The sequence below is a fragment of the Enterobacter sp. RIT418 genome, from assembly GCF_003057745.1.
Classification (GTDB): domain Bacteria; phylum Pseudomonadota; class Gammaproteobacteria; order Enterobacterales; family Enterobacteriaceae; genus Enterobacter.
This window is the reverse complement of the sequence record NZ_QBJD02000001.1, coordinates 393,795-415,767: the sequence shown is the minus strand read 5'-3', so window position 1 is coordinate 415,767 and position 21,973 is coordinate 393,795. Positions and strand designations below refer to the sequence as shown.

The following is a 21,973-nucleotide window of genomic DNA, read 5'->3' as shown; positions in this document are numbered from 1 at the left end:
TATTACATATAGCACTTCCTGCCTAATATCTTCTCTTACCGATCACTTATTAATATTCGCGCATATTATGAGGAAATATTAAAAGGAGTTAACATGGCAATTCCAGCCTACTTATGGCTAAAGGATGAGGGCGGTATGCCCATCCAGGGTTCGGTGGCGGTGAAAGGAAGAGAAGGCGCCATTGAAATAATCGGCATAAATCATGGTGTTATGCAGCCCACAGACATGCATAGCGGCAAGGCAACAGGCCTGCGAGCGCATTCGCCCTTCTCTTTTATAAAGAGATCGATGCATCGAGCCCTTATCTGTATAAAGCCGTTGCGACTGGTCAGCGTCTCGAATCTGCAGAAGTGAGATTTTATAAGATCAACGATGCCGGGCAGGAAGTCGAATACTTCTCAACATATATGGAAGGGGTAAAAATCATTAGCGTATGTCCTTTGATGCTGGATATTAAAGACGCCAGCAATGAGAAGCATGGACACATAGAGCTTATTGAGATGCTTTACGAAAAAATCACCTGGCGCTATGCCGATGGAAATATAATACACCGGGACGGATGGAACGTCCGCGTAACTGCATAAGGAATAAATGTAATGGCATGGAAATATGAGCAGTCAACCGGGAAAATATACAAAGACGGTACGCTGATAAAAACCGGCTACTCGGGTGCCCTGACGAATAAAAATAATCCTGACAGACAGCACGTCAAGGGACTTGGTCCGCTACCGCGCGGCACGTATAAAATTGCGGGGCATTCAAACTCCGTGGGGCCTGTGACCATTATTCTTGAACAAACGTCGGGTGACACTTTCGGGCGTTCAGCGTTTCGCATACATGGTGAACACATAACGGGACCGGCGGGTTATGCTTCAGCAGGGTGCATTATTCTCTCATTGAAAACGCGCAGGAAAATCCTCCGCGAAGGCGGTGAGTTAGAGGTGGTGAGGTGAAGCGCGCGGCGGCTGTTCTACTGTTCACAGGGATTACGCTGCCCGTATTTGCTGGCACGGTTAACTGGCCCGTTGCGTTACGCGGCGTGACAGCGGGTGATGCACAGTGGCTCAATCAGACGCCCGCGTTAGCCGCGGTTGCAAACGCGAGCGAGGCGCTGCTGCTTGAGGATGCAATGGCGGCTGCACTTGGCACCAATCCCAGCGTTACGCTAGAAGCCCTGCGGACCATTGATGCCGGGAAATGGCCTCATATGCTCGGGAGCGAAATTGTTTGTACTCCCCCAGCGGAGAAAACATGGACCGAAATTGATGCGTTCTACCACCGTACCCGGATGGCATTGCTGACAACGCGCGATGGCGCAAACTGTCTATGGATACTCGAAGCCGCTTACGCTGAACTCGTTGCGGAAAGAAACCGGGCACATTCAAAGTCATTTGGAAACTGAAGGCGAGAGAGTGCTCGCCTTTTCCTCCCTGCAAAACGGCGTGCCACATATTGCGTGAAAGCATAATTTGGTGGATATTCACCAGCCCTCGGCCCATGCTACGTCATGTCCTAATAAAGAGCGGTGAGACTCCATGAAAAAGCTGTTCGTCCAGTTTTATCTTCTGCTGTTTGTCTGCTTTCTGGTGATGACCATGCTGGTCGGGCTGGTCTATAAGTTCACCGCCGAGCGCGCGGGCCGGCAGTCGCTGGACGATCTGATGAAAAGTTCGCTCTACCTGATGCGCAGCGAACTGCGGGAAATTCCGCCGCACGACTGGGCGCGGACGATGAAAGAGCTGGATTTGAACCTGTCATTCGATCTTCGTATCGAACCACTTAAGGATTTCGACTTAGACGCGCCTGCCATGCAGCGCCTGCGCGACGGCGATATCGTGGCGCTTGACGAGAAGTACACCTTCATTCAGCGCATTCCCCGCAGCCACTACGTGCTGGCCGTGGGGCCTGTGCCCTATCTCTACTATTTGCACCAGATGCGGCTGCTGGACATGGCGCTGCTGGCGTTTATCGCCATTTCCCTCGCGTTTCCGGTCTTCATCTGGATGCGCCCGCACTGGCAGGACATGCTGAAGCTGGAATCCGCCGCGCAGCGTTTTGGCGAAGGGCATCTGGCCGAGCGGATACATTTCGACAGCGGGTCCAGCTTCGACCGCCTGGGGATTGCCTTTAACCAGATGGCGGATAACATCAACGCGCTGATTGCCAGTAAGAAACAGCTGATTGACGGTATTGCTCACGAGCTACGTACCCCGCTGGTACGCCTGCGATACCGCCTCGAGATGAGCGAGAACCTTACCGAGGCGGAGTCTCTGGCGCTCAATCGCGATATCGGCCAGCTTGAAGCGCTGATAGAAGAGCTGTTGACCTACGCGCGCCTGGACCGACCGCAAACCGAACTCAATCTCACCACGCTGGATCTGCCCGCCTGGGTACGCACCCACATCGAAGATGTTCAAAGCGTTAATCCGCAGCGCACGCTGCTGACCGCCCTAGCACCGGGAGATTACGGGGCGCTGGATATGCGCCTGATGGAGCGCGTCCTGGATAATCTGGTCAACAACGCCATGCGTTACAGTGTCACAACCCTGCGGATCGGTTTAGATCTGCAGGGAAGCCAGGCCACGCTGACGGTTGAAGATGACGGCCCCGGCATTGCCGCCGAGGAGCGCGAGAAGGTGTTCGAGCCTTTTGTGCGCCTTGATCCAAGCCGCGACCGCGCCACGGGCGGCTGCGGCCTTGGGCTGGCGATTGTCCATTCCATCGCGCAGGCACTGGGTGGGTCCGTTCGCTGCGGCGAGAGCGAGCTTGGCGGCGCATGCTTTACCTTTCAGTGGCCGGTCTACCACAACATTCCCCTTCCCGTTCCTGCATGACCTTAACCGCACGCTGGCCTGACCCGGCGTGCTGTGCTATACCGTAAGTATGTTGTAACTAATGAGAGGCACTATGGCGACTTACGATCTCATCGAGCGGCTGAACACCACCTTCCGGGAAATCGAGCACGCGCTGCTCACCCTGTCAGAGCATTTGCAGAGCTGCCGGCTGCTGGCCGCGCGCGTTTTTTCCCTGCCCGACGTGGTCAAGGGCGCTGAGCACGATCCGCTGGCGACCATTGAAGTGAAACAGCATATCGGCAGCGCCGGGCTGACGCTGGCGCTTGCGCACTATCGTCATCTGTTTATCCAGCAACAGTCGGAAAACCGCAGCAGCAAGGCCGCCGTGCGCCTGCCCGGCGTTATCTGCCTGCAAACCGATGCGCAGACGCGGGAGTCGCTGGAAGCGCAGATCGCCCATATCAACGCGCTGAAAGCCGCATTTGAAAAGATCGTGACCGTAGAGTCAGGCCTGGCCCCCGCCGCCCGCTTTGAGTGGGTGCACCGCCAGCTGCCCGGGCTGATCACGCTTAACGCCTACCGCACGCTGACGACGCTGCGCCGTCCCGCCACGCTGCGCTTTGGCTGGGCCAACAAGCACATCATCAAAAACTTTACCCGCAATGAGGTTCTCGCCCTGCTCGAAAAAAGCCTGCGCGCGCCGCGGACGGTAGCGCCGTGGTCCCGCGAGCAGTGGATCGAGCGTCTGGAGCAGGAGTATCAAAGCATTGCGTCGCTGCCGCCGCAGGCCCGCCTGAAGATCAAACGTCCCGTGAAGGTGCAGCCCATCGCTCGCGTCTGGTATTCCGGGGAACAAAAGCAGGTGCAGTATGCCTGCCCGACGCCGCTGATTGCGCTCTATGACGAGGACCAGGGAGCGGCGGTGCCGGATATTGGCGAGCTGCTGAACTACGATGCCGAAAACGTTCAGCATCGCTATAAGCCCCAGGCGCAGCCGCTGCGTCTTATCATTCCGCGGCTACACCTGTACGTTGCAGAGTAACTATTTCAGGCTTCCGACCATCGCTTCCGGCCGGACCCAGGCGTCAAACTCGTCCTCCGTCAGGTAGCCCAGCGACAGCGCGGAGGCCTTGAGCGTGAGCCCCTCCTTGTGCGCCTTCTTGGCAATTTCGGCGGCTTTATCGTAGCCGATATGGGTATTGAGCGCCGTTACCAGCATCAGCGACTCGTTCAGCAGCTGGCTGATGCGCTCGCGGTTAGGCTCAATGCCGACCGCACAGTGCGCGTTAAAGCTCTCCATGCCGTCCGCCAGCAGGCGAACCGATTGCAGAACGTTGTGGATCACCATCGGGCGATAGACGTTAAGCTCGAAGTTGCCTAACCCGCCGCCCATGTTCACGGCCACGTCGTTGCCCATCACCTGGCAGCAGAGCATGGTCATGGCTTCGCACTGGGTCGGATTGACTTTCCCCGGCATGATCGAGCTGCCCGGCTCGTTTTCAGGAATGCTGATTTCGCCGATGCCGCAGCGCGGGCCGGAGGCCAGCCAGCGCACGTCGTTGGCGATTTTCATCAGCGACGCCGCCAGCCCCTTCAGCGCGCCGTGGGCGTGGACCAGCGCATCGCAGGTCGCCAGCGCTTCAAACTTATTCGGTGCGGTCACGAATGGCTGTCCGATAATCGCCGCCAGCTCTTCGGCAACGCGCACCGCGTACTCCGGATGGGTATTGAGCCCGGTACCGACCGCCGTACCGCCGAGGGCCAGCTCCGACAGGTGCGGCAGGCTATTATCGATGTGCTTAAGGCTGTGCTCCAGCATCGCCACCCAGCCGGAGATCTCCTGGCCGAGCGTCAGCGGCGTGGCGTCCTGCAGGTGCGTACGGCCAATTTTGACGATATCGCGGAAGGCCTGCGCTTTCTCATTAAGCGTGGTTTTAAGAACCTTCAGCTGCGGAATAAGCTGTTCGCGAATAGCGATAACCGCCGCCACGTGCATCGCGGTCGGGAAGACGTCGTTAGAGCTTTGGCTTTTGTTGACGTCATCGTTCGGGTGGATTTTTCGCTCCATCCCGCGCACGCCGCCCAGCAGCTCGCTGGCCCGGTTCGCCAGCACCTCGTTCATGTTCATGTTGCTCTGGGTGCCGGAGCCGGTCTGCCAGATGGCAAGGGGAAATTCCTCGGGATGCTTGCCCGCCAGCACTTCGTCGGCGGCGCTGATGATGGCGGTGGCTTTCTCTGCCGCCAGCAGGCCCAAATCCTGATTCACTTTAGCCGCCGCGCGCTTGGTAAGCGCCAGCGCCTGAATCAGCGAGACGGGCATCTTTTCGGTAGAAATACGGAAATGCTCCAGCGAACGCTGGGTTTGTGCGCCCCATAGCCTGTCTGCCGGAACCTCGATTGCGCCCATCGAGTCTTTCTCATGGCGTACCGTAGTCATTACTTTCTCCTTGATAACAAAGATGGGATTGCTCACATGCCTGAAGGATAAGTATTGATGACTTCTGGGAAACGATATGGCGCTTTGTGCGCTCTTTTATGCGTCGGGTGGCGCTTACCCGACCTACCGGAAACGGTGGTCGGGTAATGTGGTCAGATTACTTCACGCACGCAGAACACTGTGAAGACTGGATCTGCTTGAAGAAGTCGTTGCCTTTGTCATCCACCAGGATAAACGCCGGGAAGTCTTCCACTTCAATTTTCCAGATGGCTTCCATACCCAGCTCCGGATATTCCACGCACTCCAGGCTCTTGATGCTGCCCTGCGCCAGCACCGCTGCCGGGCCGCCGATGCTGCCGAGGTAGAAGCCGCCGTGCTTGTGGCACGCGTCCGTCACCTGCTGGCTGCGGTTGCCCTTCGCCAGCATGATCATGCTGCCGCCGTTGGCCTGAAGCTGATCAACGTAAGAGTCCATGCGGCCCGCCGTGGTCGGACCTAACGAGCCGGACGCATACCCCTCAGGCGTTTTCGCCGGGCCCGCGTAGTAAATCGGGTGATCCTTAATGTACTGCGGCAGGCCTTCGCCGTTGTCCAGGCGCTCTTTCAGCTTCGCGTGCGCGATGTCGCGGCCGACGATAATCGTGCCGTTCAGAGAAAGGCGCGTCGAGACCGGGTACTGGGAAAGCTGCGCCAGGATCTCGTTCATCGGACGGTTCAGGTCAACGCGTACCGCCTCGCCCTCGCCCGCTTTACGCAACGCTTCAGGGATGTATTTTCCCGGGTTATTTTCCAGCTTTTCGATCCAGATGCCGTCGCGGTTGATCTTCGCCTTGATGTTGCGATCCGCCGAGCAGGAGACGCCCATGCCGACCGGGCAAGACGCACCGTGACGCGGCAGGCGGATCACGCGGATGTCGTGAGCGAAATATTTACCGCCAAACTGCGCGCCGAGCCCCAGGTTTTGCGCTTCGGTCAGCAGCTCTTGCTCAAGCTGCACGTCGCGGAACGCCTGGCCGTGTTCGTTACCCTCGGTTGGCAGGCCGTCGTAATATTTGGTTGACGCCAGCTTCACGGTTTTCAGGGTGCTTTCCGCCGAGGTCCCGCCAATCACAAACGCGATGTGGTACGGCGGGCAGGCCGCGGTGCCGAGCGTACGCATCTTCTCAACCAGATAGTTCTTCAGCTTGCCGGGAGTGAGCAGCGCTTTGGTCTCCTGGTAGAGATAGGTTTTGTTGGCCGAGCCGCCGCCCTTGGCGATGCACAGGAATTTGTACTCGTCGCCGTCCACGCTGTAGAGGTCAATCTGCGCGGGCAGGTTGGTGCCGGTATTAACCTCTTTGTACATGTCCAGCGCCGCGTTTTGCGAATAGCGCAGGTTGTCTTCGGTGTAGGTGTTGTAAACGCCGTGCGCCAGCGCCGCTTCGTCACCGCCGCCGGTCCAGACGCGCTGGCCTTTTTTGCCGGTAATGATCGCCGTGCCGGTGTCCTGGCAGGTTGGCAGAATGCCCTTGGCGGCAATATCGGAGTTGCGCAGGAACTGCAGCGCAACGTACTTATCGTTTTCGCTGGCCTGCGGATCGCTCAGGATATCGGCAACCTGCTGCTGGTGCGCGGGACGGAGCATAAAGGAGGCGTCGTGGAAGGCCTGCTGCGCCATCAGCGTGAGCGCCTGCGGGTCAACCTTGAGGATCTCCTGGCCTTCGAACTCAGAGACGGAAACGTAATCGCGGGTTAAGAGGTAATACTCGGTCTGATCCTTACTCAGCGGGAAAGGATCTTGATAATGGAAGGGTTTATTCGACATTGTTCTCTCACTTACTGCTTCGGTCTGGTTAGTGAGGGCAGATGTTCCGCTGCCCGGCTTAAAAGCGAGTTAGCTTATCCTACACAATTTTTTAACAAAAACTGAGACTAGTACGACTTTTTGCATCCGAAGGTTACTTCCACGCGGTTTATTGCTTTAATACGCGAAGTTAATTTCACATTAAAATCAGGGCTTGATAATGCAAAAACTCATCAACTCGGTGCAAAACTACGCCTGGGGAAGTAAAACTGCGTTAACGGATCTCTACGGTATCGCCAACCCGGATAACCTGCCGATGGCAGAACTGTGGATGGGCGCGCACCCGAAGAGCAGCTCAAAAATTGCTGACGCAAACGGTGAAACCCGCAGCCTGCGCGACGCAATCGACGCGGATAAAGCCGCGCTGCTGGGCGAAAAGGTGGCGAATCGCTTCGGTGAACTGCCGTTTCTGTTTAAGGTTCTGTGCGCCGACCAGCCGCTTTCCATTCAGGTTCACCCGAATAAAAAAGCCTCTGAGATTGGCTTTGCGAAGGAGAATGACGCCGGCATCCCGCTAGACGCCGCAGAGCGTAACTACAAAGATCCTAACCACAAGCCGGAGCTGGTTTTCGCCCTGACCCCCTTCCTGGCGATGAACGCCTTCCGGGAATTTTCAGAGATCATTTCCCTGCTCCAACCTGTCGCGGGCGCCAACAACGCCATCGCCCACTTCCTGGAAAACCCGAACGCCGAAGGCCTGAGCCAGCTGTTTGCCAGCCTGCTGAACATGCAGGACGAGGAGAAATCGCACGCGCTGGCGGTGCTTAAGGCCGCGCTGAACGACCATCAGGGCGAGCCGTGGGACACGATCCGCCTCATTTCAGAATTCTATCCTGACGACAGCGGCCTGTTCTCCCCGCTGCTGCTGAACGTGGTGAAGCTGAACCCGGGCGAAGCGATGTTCCTGTTCGCAGAAACGCCGCACGCCTATCTGCAGGGCGTCGCGCTCGAGGTCATGGCCAACTCCGACAACGTACTGCGCGCGGGCCTGACGCCGAAGTATATCGACATCCCCGAGCTGGTTGCCAACGTCAAGTTTGTCGCCAAGCCGGCGGCCGAGCTGCTGACCCGGCCCGTGCAGCACGGCGCGGAGCTGGACTTCCCTATTCCTGTAGAGGATTTTGCGTTCTCACTGCACGATCTGAGCCAGACAGAAACGGCTATCGCTCAGGAGAGCGCGGCAATCCTGTTCTGCGTGGAAGGCGAAGCTACCCTGCACAAGGGCGAGCAGCGTCTTGTCCTTAAGCCCGGCGAGTCGGCATTCGTGGCGGCAAATGAATCTCCGGTCAGCGTGAGCGGCACCGGCCGCCTGGCGCGCGTTTTCAATAAGCTATAGGCCGTTTACTGAATTTTTTAACAAATGTTGCTAAGCTAGATAAAGACTTTATCACCGGGCGGTTATGGACCGCCTGGTTTCATTTTAGGGATAATCGCAATGAAAAAATCGGTCGTAGCGGTAGGCGTAATTGTTGCTTTAGGCGTGGTCTGGACGGGTGCTTCATGGTTTACCGGCAAGCAGCTGGAAGGCCGTCTGGCCGAGATGATGGCGCAGGCAAACAGCGAAATTAAGCGCAGCGCGCCTGAAGCGGGCATTGAGCTGAGCTACCAGAATTACCAGCGCGGCGTCTTTACCAGCCATATGCAGGTCGTGGTGAAGCCCGTCGCGGGCAGCCAAAATTCATGGCTCAAGCCTGGGCAAAGCGTGGTGCTGGACGAAGCGGTCAGCCACGGCCCTTTCCCGCTGGCGCAGCTGAAGAGATTTAATCTGATCCCCTCAATGGCGTCTGCCAGAACCGTATTGGTCAACAATGAGATAACGAAACCGCTCTTTGACATGGCTAAAAATACGTCCCCGTTTGAGATCAACACCCGCATCAGCTATTCCGGTGATACCCATTCCGATATCGATCTGAAAGCGCTGAACTACGAAAACGGCACCGATAAGGTGGCCTTCAGCGGCGGTAATTTCCAGCTTGACGCCGACCGCGAGGGTAAAACCGTCTCCCTGACGGGTGAAGCCGGAAGCGGCCTGGTCAATGCGGTTAACGAATACAACCAGAAGGTTCAGCTCACCTTTAATAACATCAAAGCCAGCGGCAACAGCCGCATGACCGACTTTGATGAGCGCATTGGCGACCAAAAGCTGAGCCTTGAAAAGCTCGCCATTGCCGTTGAGGGCAAAGAGATGGCGGTGCTGGAGGGGATGGATCTCGACGGTAAATCCGACGTTTCCAAAGACGGCAAGAGCATCAACACGCAGCTGGATTACACCCTTAAGAGCCTGAAGGTGCAGAATCAGGATCTGGGCACCGGCAGGCTTTCGATGAAGATCGGCAATATCGACGGCAAAGCGTGGCATGAATTTAGCCAGAAATACGGCAAAGAGAGCCAGGCCCTGCTCACCGACGCCGCGCTGCAGCAGAACCCGGAAGTGTATCAGCAGCAGGCTATGGCCGTGCTGTTTAACAATCTGCCGATCCTGCTCAAGGGCGAACCTGTCATTACCGTTGCGCCACTGAGCTGGAAAAACAGCAAGGGCGAAACCAACCTTAACCTGTCGCTGTTCCTGAAAGATCCGGCAGCCGCCGCGGGCGAGCCGCAGACGCTGGCGCAGGAAGTAGACCGCAGCATGAAGTCGCTCGACAGCAAGCTGACCATTCCGATGGATATGGCGACCGAGTTTATGACCCAGATTGCGAAGCTGGAAGGCTACGGGGATGAGGACGCCGGCAAGCTGGCGAGCCAGCAGGTGAAAGGCCTGGCGGCGATGGGCCAGATGTTCCGCATCACCAAGGTGGAAGACAACACCATTTCCACCAGCCTGCAGTACGCAAGTGGCCAGGTTACGCTGAACGGCGATAAAATGCCGCTGGAAGACTTTGTCGGTATGTTTGGTATGCCAACCCTGGGCGCGCCGCAGCCCGCGGTACCGGCAGCGCCTCCGGCACCACAGCAGTAAAAACAAAGCCCCTCGACGAGGGGCTTTTTATTGCCGGGTGGCGCTGCACCCTACCCGGCCTACGATTCCAGCTTGTTGCGTTTATTTCACCGTCACCAGCCGTGCCGCTACGATCTGGTGTCCGACCTGCACGTCCGCCTTTTCAATCCGCTGCATGATTCTGTCTGCCAGGGTGTAGCCCATCTCCCGAGCGGGCGTGGTCGCCCAGACTATCGGCAGATCGTCGAGCGCGTTTTCCCCCACGTCGGCGAAGGCTCCGAGCGCGAGCTGCTGGCCGAAGAACGTTTCCACGCCGCCTTCGCCGCTCTGGCGTCCCGCGCGCAGCAGGCCGAACCACGCACCCATCGCGATGATGTCGTTATAGCAAATCACCGCGCTGATGGTGGGATTGCTGCGCAGCAGCGTGCCTATCGCCTCTGCCGCTCTCTTTTGGCTGGACTCACACTCCACCACCCATTCGCTGTGGAACGGCAGGCCGTACTTAATCAGCGTGGCGCAGTAGCCCCCGACGCGCTCGGCGCGCGTGAGGGAGGAACTTTTCCCGCCGAGCCAGGCAATGCGCTGATGGCCTCGACGGATCAGATGCTCGGTGAGCATCTGCGCCGCCTGCATGTTGTCCGGGCGCAGCGTATCGGCTTCATCCAGGTAGCTGGCGCGCGAGGCAAAGACCAGCGGTACGCCCTTCGCTGCGGCACGCTCGCACAGTTCGCTCCCCACGCCGGACGCCCCGGCAATGATGACGCCGTCTACGCCCTGCGCAAGAAGCATATCCAGCCGCTGGAGAAGCTGCTCCGCCTCCCGCCCGCCGTGCAGTAAAAACACCATTCTTCCCTGCGCTTCCAGCGCCTCGGTCAGCCCGGCAGTGAGCTCGGCGTAAAAGGGCGAGGTCAGGTCGCGCACAATCAAACCAATCACGCCGCTTTGCCCGCCCCGCAGCACCGACGCCTGGCGGTTACGTACGAATCCAAGCTGTTCAATGGCTTCGTTAACCCGCTGGCCGGTGGCGGAAGAGATGCGCCCTTTCCCGCTCAGCACCAGCGAAACGGTGCTGACGGAAACACCCGCCGCCAGCGCGACGTCATTAATGGTGATTTTTTTCGCTACAGCCATGCGTGGCGTGACTCCCTGTAATGAGATCGGTAAAACGTTTTATCAATAAGGTCTCTTTATACTACCACTCAAAGAACAGGAATGTGATTCAGCGCGCACTAAACTTTGGTAAAACGTTTTATCTTCTCGCCATCAAAAGCAGGTTATTATCGTTTAAACCACCAAGGAGTCGTTTTATGACGGCGAAAGCAGCACAAAAAATATCGCTGTGGGAGTTTTTCCAGCAACTGGGTAAAACCTTTATGCTGCCCGTGGCGCTTCTCTCTTTTTGCGGGATCATGCTGGGGATCGGCAGCTCGCTAAGCAGTCACGATGTTATTACCCTCATCCCGTTCCTCGGCAACCCCGTGCTGCAGGCGATTTTTATCTGGATGAGTAAGGTCGGCTCGTTTGCCTTCAGCTTCCTGCCCGTCATGTTCTGCATCGCCATCCCGCTGGGCCTGGCGCGCGAGAACAAAGGCGTTGCGGCATTTGCGGGCTTTGTTGGCTACGCGGTCATGAACCTGGCGGTTAACTTCTGGCTGACGGCGAAAGGCATTCTGCCGACCACCGACGCAGCCGTACTGAAAGCGAACAATATCCAGAGCGTAATCGGCATTCAGTCTATCGACACCGGCATCCTCGGCGCGGTGATTGCAGGCGTGATTATCTGGATGCTGCACGAGCGCTTCCATAACATCCGCCTGCCGGACGCGCTGGCCTTCTTCGGCGGCACCCGCTTTGTGCCGATCATCACGCTGGTGGTCATGGGGCTGTTCGGCCTGGTGATTCCGCTGATTTGGCCAGTCTTCGCGATGGGCATTACCGGTATTGGCCGCATCATTAACGGCGCGGGTGATTTCGGCCCGATGATTTTCGGTACCGGCGAGCGTCTGCTGCTGCCGTTTGGCCTGCAGCATATTCTGGTGGCCCTGATCCGCTTTACCGAAGCGGGCGGCACCATGGACGTGTGCGGCCACGACGTGAGCGGCGCGCTGACCATCTTCCAGGCGCAGCTGAGCTGCCCAACGACGCACGGCTTCTCCGAGAGCGCTACCCGCTTCCTGTCTCAGGGCAAAATGCCGGCCTTCCTCGGCGGCCTGCCGGGCGCGGCGCTGGCGATGTACCACTGCGCTCGCCCGGAAAACCGTCACAAGATTAAAGGCCTGCTGATCTCCGGCGTAATTGCCTGCGTTGTGGGCGGTACAACTGAGCCAATCGAGTTCCTGTTCCTGTTCGTCGCGCCGGTGCTGTACCTGATCCACGCCGTGCTGACCGGCCTGGGCTTCACCGTGATGGCCGTGCTGGGCGTAACCATCGGCAACACCGACGGCAACGTGATCGACTTCGTGGTGTTCGGCATTCTGCACGGCCTCTCCACCAAGTGGTATCTGGTGCCGGTTGTGGCGGCTATCTGGTTTGCGGTGTACTACGGTATCTTCCGCTTCGCTATCACCCGCTTTAACCTGAAAACGCCGGGTCGCGACGTGGATACCGCCAGCGTAGAGCAGGCGGTGGCGGGCACGGTCGGGAAATCCGGCTATAACACCCCGGCCATTCTGGCGGCGCTGGGCGGCGCGGATAATATTACCTCGCTGGATAACTGCATTACCCGCCTGCGCCTGTCGGTAGCGGATATGTCTAAAGTGAACACCGACGCGCTCAAAGCCAACCGGGCTATCGGCGTGGTACAGTTGAATCAGCACAATTTGCAGGTGGTCATCGGCCCGCAGGTGCAGTCAGTGAAGGACGAGCTGGCCACCCTGATGCGAACAGTAGAAGCCTGATGCCTCGCCCCCTCGCCACGAGGGGGTTTTACTTTTAGGAGCACCGTCATGTTTGATTTTTCCACCGTCGTGGATCGCCACGGCACCTGGTGTACGCAGTGGGACTACGTCGCCGACCGCTTTGGCGCCGCCGACCTGCTGCCCTTTACCATTTCCGATATGGACTTTGCCACGGCCCCCTGCATCACCGAGGCGCTGCACCAGCGCATTAACCACGGCGTGTTTGGCTACAGCCGCTGGAAAAACGATGAGTTTCTGGCCGCCGTGGCCCACTGGTTCCAGCAGCGCTTTGGCTGTCATATCGATACCGAATCCGTGGTTTACGGCCCGTCCGTCATTTACATGGCGTCCGAGCTGATCCGCATCTGGTCAAATCCCGGTGACGGCGTTGTGGTTCATACCCCCGCTTACGATGCGTTCTATAAAGCCATCGAGGGCAACGGGCGCCGCGTTGTGCCGATTGCAATGGAGAAAAGCGCCTCGGGCTGGCTGGGCAACATGGCAGCGCTTGAAGCCGAGCTGGCGAAGCCAGAGAACAAAATTCTGCTGCTGTGCAGCCCGCAAAATCCGACCGGTAAGGTCTGGACGCGGGACGAGCTGGCGACCATGGCCGCGCTCTGCGCCCGCTTCGGCGTCGCCGTAATCAGCGATGAGATCCATATGGATATGGTCTGGAGCAATCACGCACACACGCCGTGGAGCGCGGTGGCGCAGGGAAAATGGGCGCTGCTGACGTCCGGCTCTAAAAGCTTCAATATCCCTGCGCTTACCGGCGTGTACGGGCTTATCGGCGATGCGGAAAGCCGCAATGCCTACCTGAGCGCCCTTAAGGGCCGCGACGGGCTCTCTTCCCCTTCCGTGCTGGCGCTTACCGCACACATCGCTGCCTATCAGCAGGGAGCGGAGTGGCTGGACGCCCTGCGCGGCTATCTGGAAGAAAATCTGCACTACATTGCGCACGCGTTAAACAGTGCTTTTCCGAAACTGGGCTGGCAGCCGCCGGAGGCGACCTATCTTGCCTGGATTGATTTACGCCCGCTGAATATCGACGAGCACGCGCTGCAAAAAGTACTGATCGAGCAGCAAAAGGTGGCGATCATGCCGGGATATACCTACGGAGCTGAAGGAAGTGGTTTCGTACGCCTGAACGCGGGCTGCCCGCGCGCCAAGCTTGAGCAAGGCGTTCAGCGGCTTATCGCGGGGATTAACGCTCTTCTGTAAACCATTTGCGCAACGGAATATTCCCTTGCGCAAATAGCTTTTTGCCTCGTTTTGTTTTTATAATGTGGCGCACTTTAACCAGAAAAGAGTGCGACCATGATTGATACACGCCTTCCCCTCACCGACATTCATCGTCACCTTGACGGCAACATTCGTGCCCAAACCATCCTCGATCTTGGCCGCCAGTTCAACTTAACGCTTCCAGCCCAAACGCTCGAAACGCTCATCCCGCACGTTCAGGTCACCTCCAGCGAGCCCGACCTGGTCAGCTTTCTGAGCAAACTCGACTGGGGCGTGAAGATGCTGGCCTCGCTGGACGCCTGCCGCCGGGTGGCGTTTGAGAACATTGAGGATGCGGCCCGCAATGGCCTTCACTACGTTGAGCTGCGCTTCTCGCCGGGCTATATGGCAATGACCCACGGCCTGCCCGTTGCGGGCGTAGTGGAAGCGGTCATTGAGGGCGTTCGCGAAGGCTGCGAGGCCTTCGACGTTCAGGCCCGCATGATTGGCATTATGAGCCGCACCTTCGGCGAAGCGGCCTGCCTTCAGGAGCTTGATGCCCTGCTGGCGCACCGCGATCGCATCACCGCCGTGGATCTCGCGGGGGATGAACTGGGCTTCCCGGGCAGCCTCTTCCTCTCCCACTTCAATCGCGCGCGCGACGCGGGCTGGCATGTTACCGTACACGCGGGTGAAGCCGCCGGTCCGGAAAGCATCTGGCAGGCAATCCGCGAGCTGGGCGCAGAGCGCATCGGCCACGGCGTCAAGGCGGTTGAAGATCGCGCGCTGATGGATTTCCTCGCCGAGCAGCGCATTGGGATTGAATCCTGCCTGACCTCCAACATTCAGACCAGCACCGTGGCGACGCTGGATAAGCATCCGCTGAAAACGTTCCTTGAACACGGCGTGCTGGCCTCGCTGAACACGGACGATCCGGCGGTTCAGGGCGTGGATATTATCCATGAATACAACATCGCCGCGCCACAGGCCGGCCTGAGCCGCGAGCAGATTCGCCAGGCGCAAATTAACGGCCTGGAGATGGCCTTCCTCACGCAGGAAGAGAAGCAGGCGCTGCGGGACAAGGTGTCCGCTGCGTAAACCTTTTTGCCGGGTGGCGGCTACGCCTTACCCGGCCTACAAAATATCTCTACGTTATGCCAGACAAAGCGTGGCGCGATGTTTGGCAGATTCTATCCCCAGTTCTATCAGCTCCATAATCTGAATCGCCTGGCTTGCCGGGACCGGATTTTCGCCCGTGCCGTTGAGCGCATCGCGGACGGCTGCATAGTACGCCGGATAGTTCCCCGGGATCGTCAGCAGCGTCTCCTCCACCATGATCTCCCCCTCCGCGCGCGTCAACACGCCGTCGCGCATGTCATAACCCCAGTCCTCCTGCGGCAGGCGCTCGCCGCTTTTGAGGCGATCTTCCTGCGGATCCAGGCCAAACTTGACGTAGCTGCCGCGCGTGCCGTGAAGGATATAGCGCGCAGACTCGGCTGCGGCCACCATCGTGCCGTGCAGCACAACGCGCCGCTGCGGGTAGCTGAGGATGGCGTGGAAATAATCGGTGGTCTGGGCGCCGGGCCTGAGCTGGGCCAGATCGACGGTCAGGCTGACCGGCAGGCCAAAGAGATTTACGGCCTGGTCGAGCAGGTGCGGGGCTAAGTCATACCAAATACCGCTGCCCGGCCCGGCCTGCTCCCGCCAGCGATCCCGCACCTGCGGTCGGAATCGATCGAAGTGCGATTCAAAAAAGGAGATCTCCCCCAGCGTCCCCTCTGCGATAAGCGCTTTCACGGTCAGAAAATCGCTGTCCCAGCGCCGGTTATGAAAGACCGACAGGAGTCTGCCAAGACCCTTTGCCAGCGCGTCCAGCTCACGAGCCTGTGACAACGTCACGGTAAAGGGCTTGTCAACGACAACGTGCTTACCGGCCTCGAGCGCGGCCTTTGCCAGCGGGAAGTGGGTGTCGTTAGGGGTGGGAATGACGATTAAATCAATATTTGGATCGTTGAAAAGATGCTTAGGCTCGGAAACCACCGGAACGCTGGGCCAGTCAGAATGCACTTTTGCCGCGTCGCTGCTTGAAACCGCGGCCAGCACCATCCCCGGCGTACCGAAAATCAGCGGCGCGTGAAACGTTTTACCGGCGTATCCATAGCCAACCAGTCCGACACGAATGTTTTCACTCATAGCCTTACCCTCTCGTGATGTTCGTATTTCATGCTGGCATTTCCTGCGCCATGACGGATGATTACAGTGCCAATGCTTTAAAGATAGCACTCTGTGTCAGCCATTTTTGTTACATTTATATAACCTTCTGATTTTGTTTAAGGGAACCGTTCCCAAAGCACTTGCCGTGATGAATAACGCGCTGTAACATCCGCAATCTGAATTTATGGATAAATTGCAAGTGCCAATCATGACGTCAATTATTACTCGAATCATTGAATTAGCGGGATGGGTTGTTCTGGGTGTTTCGGTTATCTCACTCGGGGTGGCGAGCCATATCGATAACTACCAGCCGCCAGAGCCCGTTACGGCCGCACAGCCTAAGTAATCCGACGTAATCATAACGGATGGACTGTTCTGTCGATAACTTATTGCGAGCGGTGTTGAACAGAGTTAACCTTCTTTTCCAGGCATCGTCTGATGCCTGAATTTCTTCAGAGAAAACTCCTAATTTCAGCGCATCAACTGAGTGAGCAGTTTACGTCTTTATTAATCCGTTTATTATTCTGACGAATTACCTCTTGGGTAGGACTCACTTTTATATGGAAGATTATTAGAATGACAGTTCAGGACTATTTATTAAAATTTCGTAAAATCAATTCGCTTGAGAGTCTGGAAAAACTGTTTGATCACCTGAACTACACGCTGTCGGATAATCAGGACATTATCAATATGTATCGCGCCGCCGACCATCGCCGGGCTGAGCTTGTTTCAGGCGGGCGTCTGTTCAACGTGGGCGAGGTGCCGAAGTCCGTATGGCGCTACGTCGTATAAGTCAGTAGCCATCGGCGCGAAATGTTATATACTCTCCGCCCTGCAAATTAGCCGTACAACATTTCGCGCAGACTTATGGGAGAGCTCATGACCGCATCGCCTGGAGAAAGAATTGGAGGCTGGTTAATCGCCCCGCTGGCATGGTTGCTGGTTGCATTATTAAGCGCATCGCTGGCGCTTCTGCTTTATACCACCGCATTAATAACCCCTCACGCCCTGCAGACCTTAATGTCGCAGAGCGCGCTGAACATTACGATGTGGTTTGTCTCCTTCGTGTTTGCGATTGCCATGTGGTACTACACGCTGTGGCTGACGATTGCCTTCTTTAAGCGACGCAAAAGCGTGCCGAAGCATTACATCATCTGGCTGCTGGTCTCCGTGCTGCTGGCCGTGAAGGCGTTTGCCTTTTCACCGGTTTCGGACCTGCTCGCCGTGCGGCAGCTTCTCTTCCCGCTGCTGGCCGCGGCCCTTCTGGTGCCCTATTTCAAGCGCTCGACGCGCGTGAAAAATACGTTCGTGAATCCGTAATAACCTTACAGTTAACCTGTTGTCGCCCGTTGTGGTTTATCCGATAATAGGCGGCTTTTTTATTTCAGGCTAAATAATGACCGATTACTTACTGCTTTTCGTCGGCACTGTGCTGGTTAACAACTTTGTGCTGGTGAAGTTTCTTGGCCTATGTCCGTTTATGGGCGTCTCCAAAAAGCTGGAGACGGCAATGGGCATGGGGCTGGCGACCACGTTCGTCATGACCCTCGCGTCCATTTGCGCCTGGTGGATTGACACCTGGATTCTGATCCCACTGGATCTGATCTACCTGCGCACGCTGGCCTTTATTTTGGTCATCGCGGTGGTGGTGCAATTTACCGAAATGGTGGTACGCAAAACCAGCCCGGCGCTCTATCGCCTGCTGGGGATTTTTCTTCCGCTCATTACCACCAACTGTGCGGTGCTTGGCGTTGCGTTGCTTAACATCAACCTCGGCCATAACTTCCTGCAGTCGGCGCTTTACGGTTTCTCTGCCGCCGTCGGTTTCTCTCTGGTCATGGTTCTGTTCGCTTCTATCCGCGAACGTCTGGCGGCGGCGGATATCCCCGCGCCGTTTCGCGGGAACGCCATCGCGCTGGTGACCGCTGGGCTCATGTCACTGGCCTTTATGGGCTTTAGCGGTCTGGTGAAGTTGTAATGAGTACTATCTGGATTGCCATCGCGTCGCTCAGCGTGCTGGGTTTAGTGTTTGGCCTCATTCTGGGCTATGCCTCACGCCGTTTTGCGGTAGAGGACGACCCGGTTGTCGAAAAAATTGATGAGCTTCTGCCGCAGAGCCAGTGCGGGCAGTGCGGCTATCCGGGCTGCCGCCCCTATGCTGAAGCCGTGGGCGTTCAGGGCGAAAAAATTAACCGCTGCGCGCCCGGCGGCGAAGCGGTCATGCTGAAAATTGCCGCGCTGCTGAACGTTGATCCTCAGCCTGCAGAAGGTGACGAAGACGTGCAGGAGCCCGTTCGGATGCTGGCCGTGATCGACGAAGCCAACTGCATTGGCTGCACCAAATGCATTCAGGCATGCCCCGTAGACGCCATCGTCGGCGCCACCCGCGCCATGCACACCGTGGTGGCGGATCTGTGCACCGGCTGCAACCTCTGCGTGGCCCCCTGCCCGACGCAGTGCATAGAATTGCGCCCGGTTGAAACGACTACCGACAGCTGGAAGTGGGATCTTCAAACCATTCCGGTTCGTATCATTCCTGTGGAACAACATGCTTAAGTTATTTTCTGCTTTCAGAAAAGAGAAGATCTGGGATTTCGACGGCGGTATTCATCCGCCCGAAATGAAAACCCAGTCCAACGGCACGCCGCTGCGCCAGCTTCCGCTGGCGACGCGCTACGTGATGCCACTTAAACAGCATATCGGCGCCGAGGGCGAGCTGTGCGTGAAGGAAGGCGATAGCGTCCTGCGCGGCCAGCCGCTGACCTTCGGGCGCGGGCGCATGCTGCCGGTTCACGCTCCGACCTCCGGTAAAGTGGTGGCGATCGCTCCCCATACCGTTGCTCACCCTTCCGCGCTGTCGGAACTCAGCGTGATTATTGAGGCCGACGGCGAAGATCGCTGGATCGATCGTGACGGCTGGAGCGACTATCGCGCCCACAGCCGCGAGGCGCTCATCGAACGTATCCATCAGTTCGGCGTGGCCGGGCTGGGCGGCGCGGGCTTCCCGACCGGCACCAAGCTGCGCGGCGGCGGAGACAAAATCCAGACTCTGATTATCAACGCCGCCGAATGCGAGCCTTATATCACCGCTGACGACCGCTTAATGCAGGACTGCGCGGCGCAGGTGGTGGAAGGCATTCGCATTCTTGCGCACATCCTCCAGCCCCGCGAGGTGCTGATCGGCATTGAGGACAACAAGCCGCAGGCCATCTCGATGCTGCGCGCGGTGCTGGCGGGCAGCCACGACATTAGCCTGCGCGTGATCCCAACCAAATACCCTTCGGGCGGCGCAAAGCAGCTGACGCAGATCCTGACCGGTAAGCAGGTGCCGCACGGCGGGCGCTCCTCGGATATCGGCGTGCTGATGCAGAACGTCGGTACCGCCTATGCGGTGAAGCGCGCCGTGGTGGACGGAGAACCCTTAACGGAACGCGTGGTGACCCTGACGGGCGAATCCGTCTCCCGCCCGGGCAACGTCTGGGCGCGTCTCGGCACGCCGGTTCGTCATCTGCTTGAGCAGGCAGGATTCTGCCCCGGCAGCGAGCAGATGGTCATCATGGGCGGCCCGCTGATGGGCTTTACCCTGCCCTGGCTGGACGTACCCGTCGTTAAGATCACCAACTGCCTGCTTGCGCCGTCCCCAACCGAGATGGGCGAAGAGCAGGAGGAGAAAGGCTGTATCCGCTGCAGCGCCTGCGCGGACGCCTGTCCGGCGGATCTGCTGCCGCAGCAGCTCTACTGGTACAGCAAAGGCCAGCTTCACGATAAAGCACAGGCGCATAACCTTGCCGACTGCATTGAGTGCGGTGCCTGCGCGTGGGTTTGCCCGAGCAATATTCCGCTGGTGCAATACTTCCGCCAGGAGAAAGCCGAGATTTACGCTATCTCCATGGAAGAGAAGCGCGCTGCCGAAGCAAAAGCCCGCTTTGAAGCGCGCCAGGCGCGTTTGGAGCGCGAGAAGCTTGCCCGGCAGGAGCGGCATAAGCAGGCCGCCGTTCAGCCTGCTGAAAAAGATCAGGATGCGATTAACGCCGCTCTGGCGCGCGTGCGTGAGAAAAAGGCCAACGCGGCGCAGGCCGTGGTGATCCCTGCAGGCGCAAAGCCGGACAACAGCGAAGCGATTGCCGCCCGTGAAGCGCGTAAGGCCGAGGCCCGCGCTCGCCAGGCTGAGAAAGCGCAGCTCGCGCAGGCTGAAACGGACGTCGATCCGCGTAAAGCCGCGGTGGAAGCGGCTATCGCCCGCGCTAAAGCCCGTAAAGCTACGCAGCAGGACGTGGTGATTGAGGCCGAACCGGTCGATCCTCGCAAGGCGGCGGTTGAAGCCGCCATTGCCCGCGCCAAGGCCCGAAAAGCGGCCCAGTCGGCCCCCGCGGAAGAGACGCCTGCGCCGGTTGACCCGCGCAAAGCCGCGGTAGAGGCCGCTATCGCTCGCGCCAAAGCGCGCAAAGCGGCGCAGCAGGAAGAGCAAGAACTGGCCGCTAACGATGACCCGCGCAAGGCCGCAGTCGCTGCCGCGATTGCGCGCGTTCAGGCAAAGAAAGCCGCGCAGCAAGCAGTTAACGAGGATTAAATGGTTTTCAGAATCGCAAGTTCCCCTTATACCCATAACCAGCGCCAGACATCGCGCATCATGATGCTGGTCTGCCTGGCGGCCTTACCCGGCATCGCCGTACAGTTCTGGTTTTTTGGCTGGGGTACGCTTATTCAGCTCGTCCTTGGCTGCGCCAGCGCCCTTGCGGCCGAGGCGGCCGTGCTCAAGTTGCGCAAAATGCACGTTACCCGCGTCCTTGGCGATAACTCCGCGCTGCTCACCGGCCTGCTGCTGGCCATCAGTATTCCGCCGTTTGCGCCGTGGTGGATGGTGGTGCTGGGTACCGTATTCGCGGTCATTATCGCCAAGCAGCTTTACGGCGGGCTGGGCCATAATCCCTTTAACCCGGCGATGATTGGCTACGTGGTGCTGCTTATCTCCTTCCCGGTCCAGATGACCAGCTGGCTGCCGCCGCATGACATCGCCGCAACGGTGCCGGGCTTTATGGACGCGCTGCAGGTGATTTTTACCGGCCACACGGCGCTCGGCGCGGACATGAACGCGCTGCGTATGGGCATAGACGGCATTAGCCAGGCGACGCCGCTGGATACCTTTAAAACGTCTCTTCACGCCGGACAGAGCGTTGAGCAGATCATGAAATCCGCGATTTACAGCGGCGTGCTGGCGGGCGCAGGCTGGCAGTGGGTCAACCTCGCGTATCTGCTGGGTGGCGTATTCCTGCTGTGGAAAAAGGCGATTCGCTGGCATATTCCGGTCAGCTTTATCGTTACGCTCGCGGCGTGTTCGACGCTTGGCTGGCTCTTCTCGCCTGAATCGCTGGCGAGCCCGCAGATGCATCTGCTCTCCGGCGCAACCATGCTCGGCGCGTTCTTTATACTGACCGATCCGGTCACCGCGTCGACAACCAACCGCGGTCGTCTGATTTTCGGCGCGCTTGCGGGGCTGCTGGTCTGGCTGATCCGCAGCTTCGGCGGCTACCCTGACGGCGTGGCCTTCGCGGTCCTGCTGGCGAATATCACCGTTCCGCTTATCGACTACTACACGCGTCCGCGCGTGTACGGTCATCGCTAAGGGGC

20 protein-coding genes and 1 pseudogene are annotated in these 21,973 nt (G+C 58.3%); 17 read left to right on the top strand and 4 right to left on the bottom strand.

Features of this window, described 5'->3' with window-relative positions:
- The first annotated feature begins 93 nt into the window (after positions 1–93).
- From tssD to tus, 5 genes and pseudogenes are all read left to right on the top strand, one after another.
- Positions 94–584: pseudogene (gene tssD, locus DBY73_RS02100) on the top strand (type VI secretion system tube protein TssD).
- Between the two features lie 12 nt (positions 585–596).
- Positions 597–953, top strand: coding sequence for a tlde1 domain-containing protein (locus DBY73_RS02095; RefSeq protein WP_112009560.1), 357 nt, complete (start codon positions 597–599; stop codon positions 951–953).
- Positions 950–1,402, top strand: coding sequence for a hypothetical protein (locus DBY73_RS02090; RefSeq protein ID WP_112009559.1), 453 nt, complete (start codon positions 950–952; stop codon positions 1,400–1,402). The genes DBY73_RS02095 and DBY73_RS02090 overlap by 4 nt, the downstream gene beginning before the upstream one ends.
- A 133-nt stretch (positions 1,403–1,535) precedes the next feature.
- Positions 1,536–2,834 carry a two-component system sensor histidine kinase RstB gene (gene rstB / locus DBY73_RS02085; protein ID WP_112009558.1) on the top strand — a complete coding sequence of 433 codons (1,299 nt, stop codon included), beginning with the start codon at positions 1,536–1,538 and terminating at the stop codon, positions 2,832–2,834.
- Between the two features lie 73 nt (positions 2,835–2,907).
- Entirely contained in the window at positions 2,908–3,837 is a 930-nt protein-coding gene (gene tus / locus DBY73_RS02080; RefSeq protein WP_112009557.1) for a DNA replication terminus site-binding protein, read from the top strand.
- Here tus and fumC read toward each other — a convergent pair whose 3' ends face one another.
- Both fumC and fumA read right to left on the bottom strand, forming a co-directional pair.
- Positions 3,838–5,232, bottom strand: a complete 1,395-nt coding sequence (gene fumC, locus DBY73_RS02075) for a class II fumarate hydratase (protein ID WP_112009556.1) — start codon at positions 5,230–5,232, stop codon at positions 3,838–3,840. It abuts the gene before it with no gap.
- 157 nt (positions 5,233–5,389) lie between these two features.
- Positions 5,390–7,036 carry a class I fumarate hydratase FumA gene (gene fumA, locus DBY73_RS02070; RefSeq protein WP_112009555.1) on the bottom strand — a complete coding sequence of 549 codons (1,647 nt, stop codon included), beginning with the start codon at positions 7,034–7,036 and terminating at the stop codon, positions 5,390–5,392.
- A gap of 199 nt (positions 7,037–7,235) precedes the next feature.
- On the opposite strand from fumA, the gene manA reads away from it, so the two are divergent.
- Positions 7,236–8,411: a mannose-6-phosphate isomerase gene (manA, locus tag DBY73_RS02065; RefSeq protein ID WP_112009554.1), complete on the top strand. Its 1,176-nt coding sequence runs from the start codon at positions 7,236–7,238 to the stop codon at positions 8,409–8,411.
- A gap of 99 nt (positions 8,412–8,510) precedes the next feature.
- A complete protein-coding gene (locus tag DBY73_RS02060) occupies positions 8,511–10,034 on the top strand; it encodes a YdgA family protein (protein ID WP_112009553.1) in 1,524 nt (507 codons plus the stop codon).
- An 81-nt stretch (positions 10,035–10,115) separates the two neighbouring features.
- On the opposite strand, the gene DBY73_RS02055 is transcribed toward DBY73_RS02060, so the two are convergent.
- Positions 10,116–11,144, bottom strand: coding sequence for a Mal regulon transcriptional regulator MalI (locus tag DBY73_RS02055; RefSeq protein ID WP_112009552.1), 1,029 nt, complete (start codon positions 11,142–11,144; stop codon positions 10,116–10,118).
- A 176-nt stretch (positions 11,145–11,320) separates the two neighbouring features.
- Here DBY73_RS02055 and malX point away from each other — a divergent pair, with 176 nt between their 5' ends.
- From malX to add, 3 genes are all read left to right on the top strand, one after another.
- Entirely contained in the window at positions 11,321–12,910 is a 1,590-nt protein-coding gene (gene malX / locus DBY73_RS02050; protein ID WP_112009551.1) for a maltose/glucose-specific PTS transporter subunit IIBC, read from the top strand.
- A 48-nt stretch (positions 12,911–12,958) separates the two neighbouring features.
- Positions 12,959–14,131, top strand: coding sequence for a MalY/PatB family protein (locus DBY73_RS02045; RefSeq protein WP_112009550.1), 1,173 nt, complete (start codon positions 12,959–12,961; stop codon positions 14,129–14,131).
- A gap of 96 nt (positions 14,132–14,227) precedes the next feature.
- Complete coding sequence (gene add / locus DBY73_RS02040; RefSeq protein WP_112009549.1) at positions 14,228–15,229, top strand: adenosine deaminase; 1,002 nt, start codon at positions 14,228–14,230, stop codon at positions 15,227–15,229.
- Between the two features lie 54 nt (positions 15,230–15,283).
- On the opposite strand, the gene DBY73_RS02035 is transcribed toward add, so the two are convergent.
- Positions 15,284–16,324: an oxidoreductase gene (locus DBY73_RS02035; protein WP_112009548.1), complete on the bottom strand. Its 1,041-nt coding sequence runs from the start codon at positions 16,322–16,324 to the stop codon at positions 15,284–15,286.
- A 229-nt stretch (positions 16,325–16,553) separates the two neighbouring features.
- On the opposite strand from DBY73_RS02035, the gene blr reads away from it, so the two are divergent.
- From blr to rsxD, 7 genes are all read left to right on the top strand, one after another.
- Positions 16,554–16,691, top strand: a complete 138-nt coding sequence (gene blr / locus DBY73_RS02030; protein ID WP_181573190.1) for a division septum protein Blr — start codon at positions 16,554–16,556, stop codon at positions 16,689–16,691.
- 230 nt (positions 16,692–16,921) lie between these two features.
- Positions 16,922–17,137, top strand: a complete 216-nt coding sequence (gene ydgT, locus DBY73_RS02025) for a transcription modulator YdgT (protein WP_000217941.1) — start codon at positions 16,922–16,924, stop codon at positions 17,135–17,137.
- Positions 17,138–17,224: 87 nt separating this feature from the next.
- A complete protein-coding gene (locus DBY73_RS02020; protein ID WP_112009546.1) occupies positions 17,225–17,665 on the top strand; it encodes a DUF2569 domain-containing protein in 441 nt (146 codons plus the stop codon).
- Positions 17,666–17,741: 76 nt separating this feature from the next.
- Positions 17,742–18,323 (top strand): electron transport complex subunit RsxA, encoded by a 582-nt coding sequence (gene rsxA / locus DBY73_RS02015; protein ID WP_112009545.1) that lies wholly within the window; start codon positions 17,742–17,744, stop codon positions 18,321–18,323.
- A complete protein-coding gene (gene rsxB, locus DBY73_RS02010) occupies positions 18,323–18,901 on the top strand; it encodes an electron transport complex subunit RsxB (RefSeq protein WP_112009544.1) in 579 nt (192 codons plus the stop codon). Before rsxA ends, rsxB begins: the two co-directional genes overlap by 1 nt.
- Positions 18,894–20,915 (top strand): electron transport complex subunit RsxC, encoded by a 2,022-nt coding sequence (gene rsxC, locus DBY73_RS02005; protein WP_112009543.1) that lies wholly within the window; start codon positions 18,894–18,896, stop codon positions 20,913–20,915. The genes rsxB and rsxC overlap by 8 nt, the downstream gene beginning before the upstream one ends.
- Positions 20,916–21,968, top strand: a complete 1,053-nt coding sequence (gene rsxD / locus DBY73_RS02000; RefSeq protein WP_112009542.1) for an electron transport complex subunit RsxD — start codon at positions 20,916–20,918, stop codon at positions 21,966–21,968.
- The last annotated feature ends 5 nt before the right edge of the window (positions 21,969–21,973 follow it).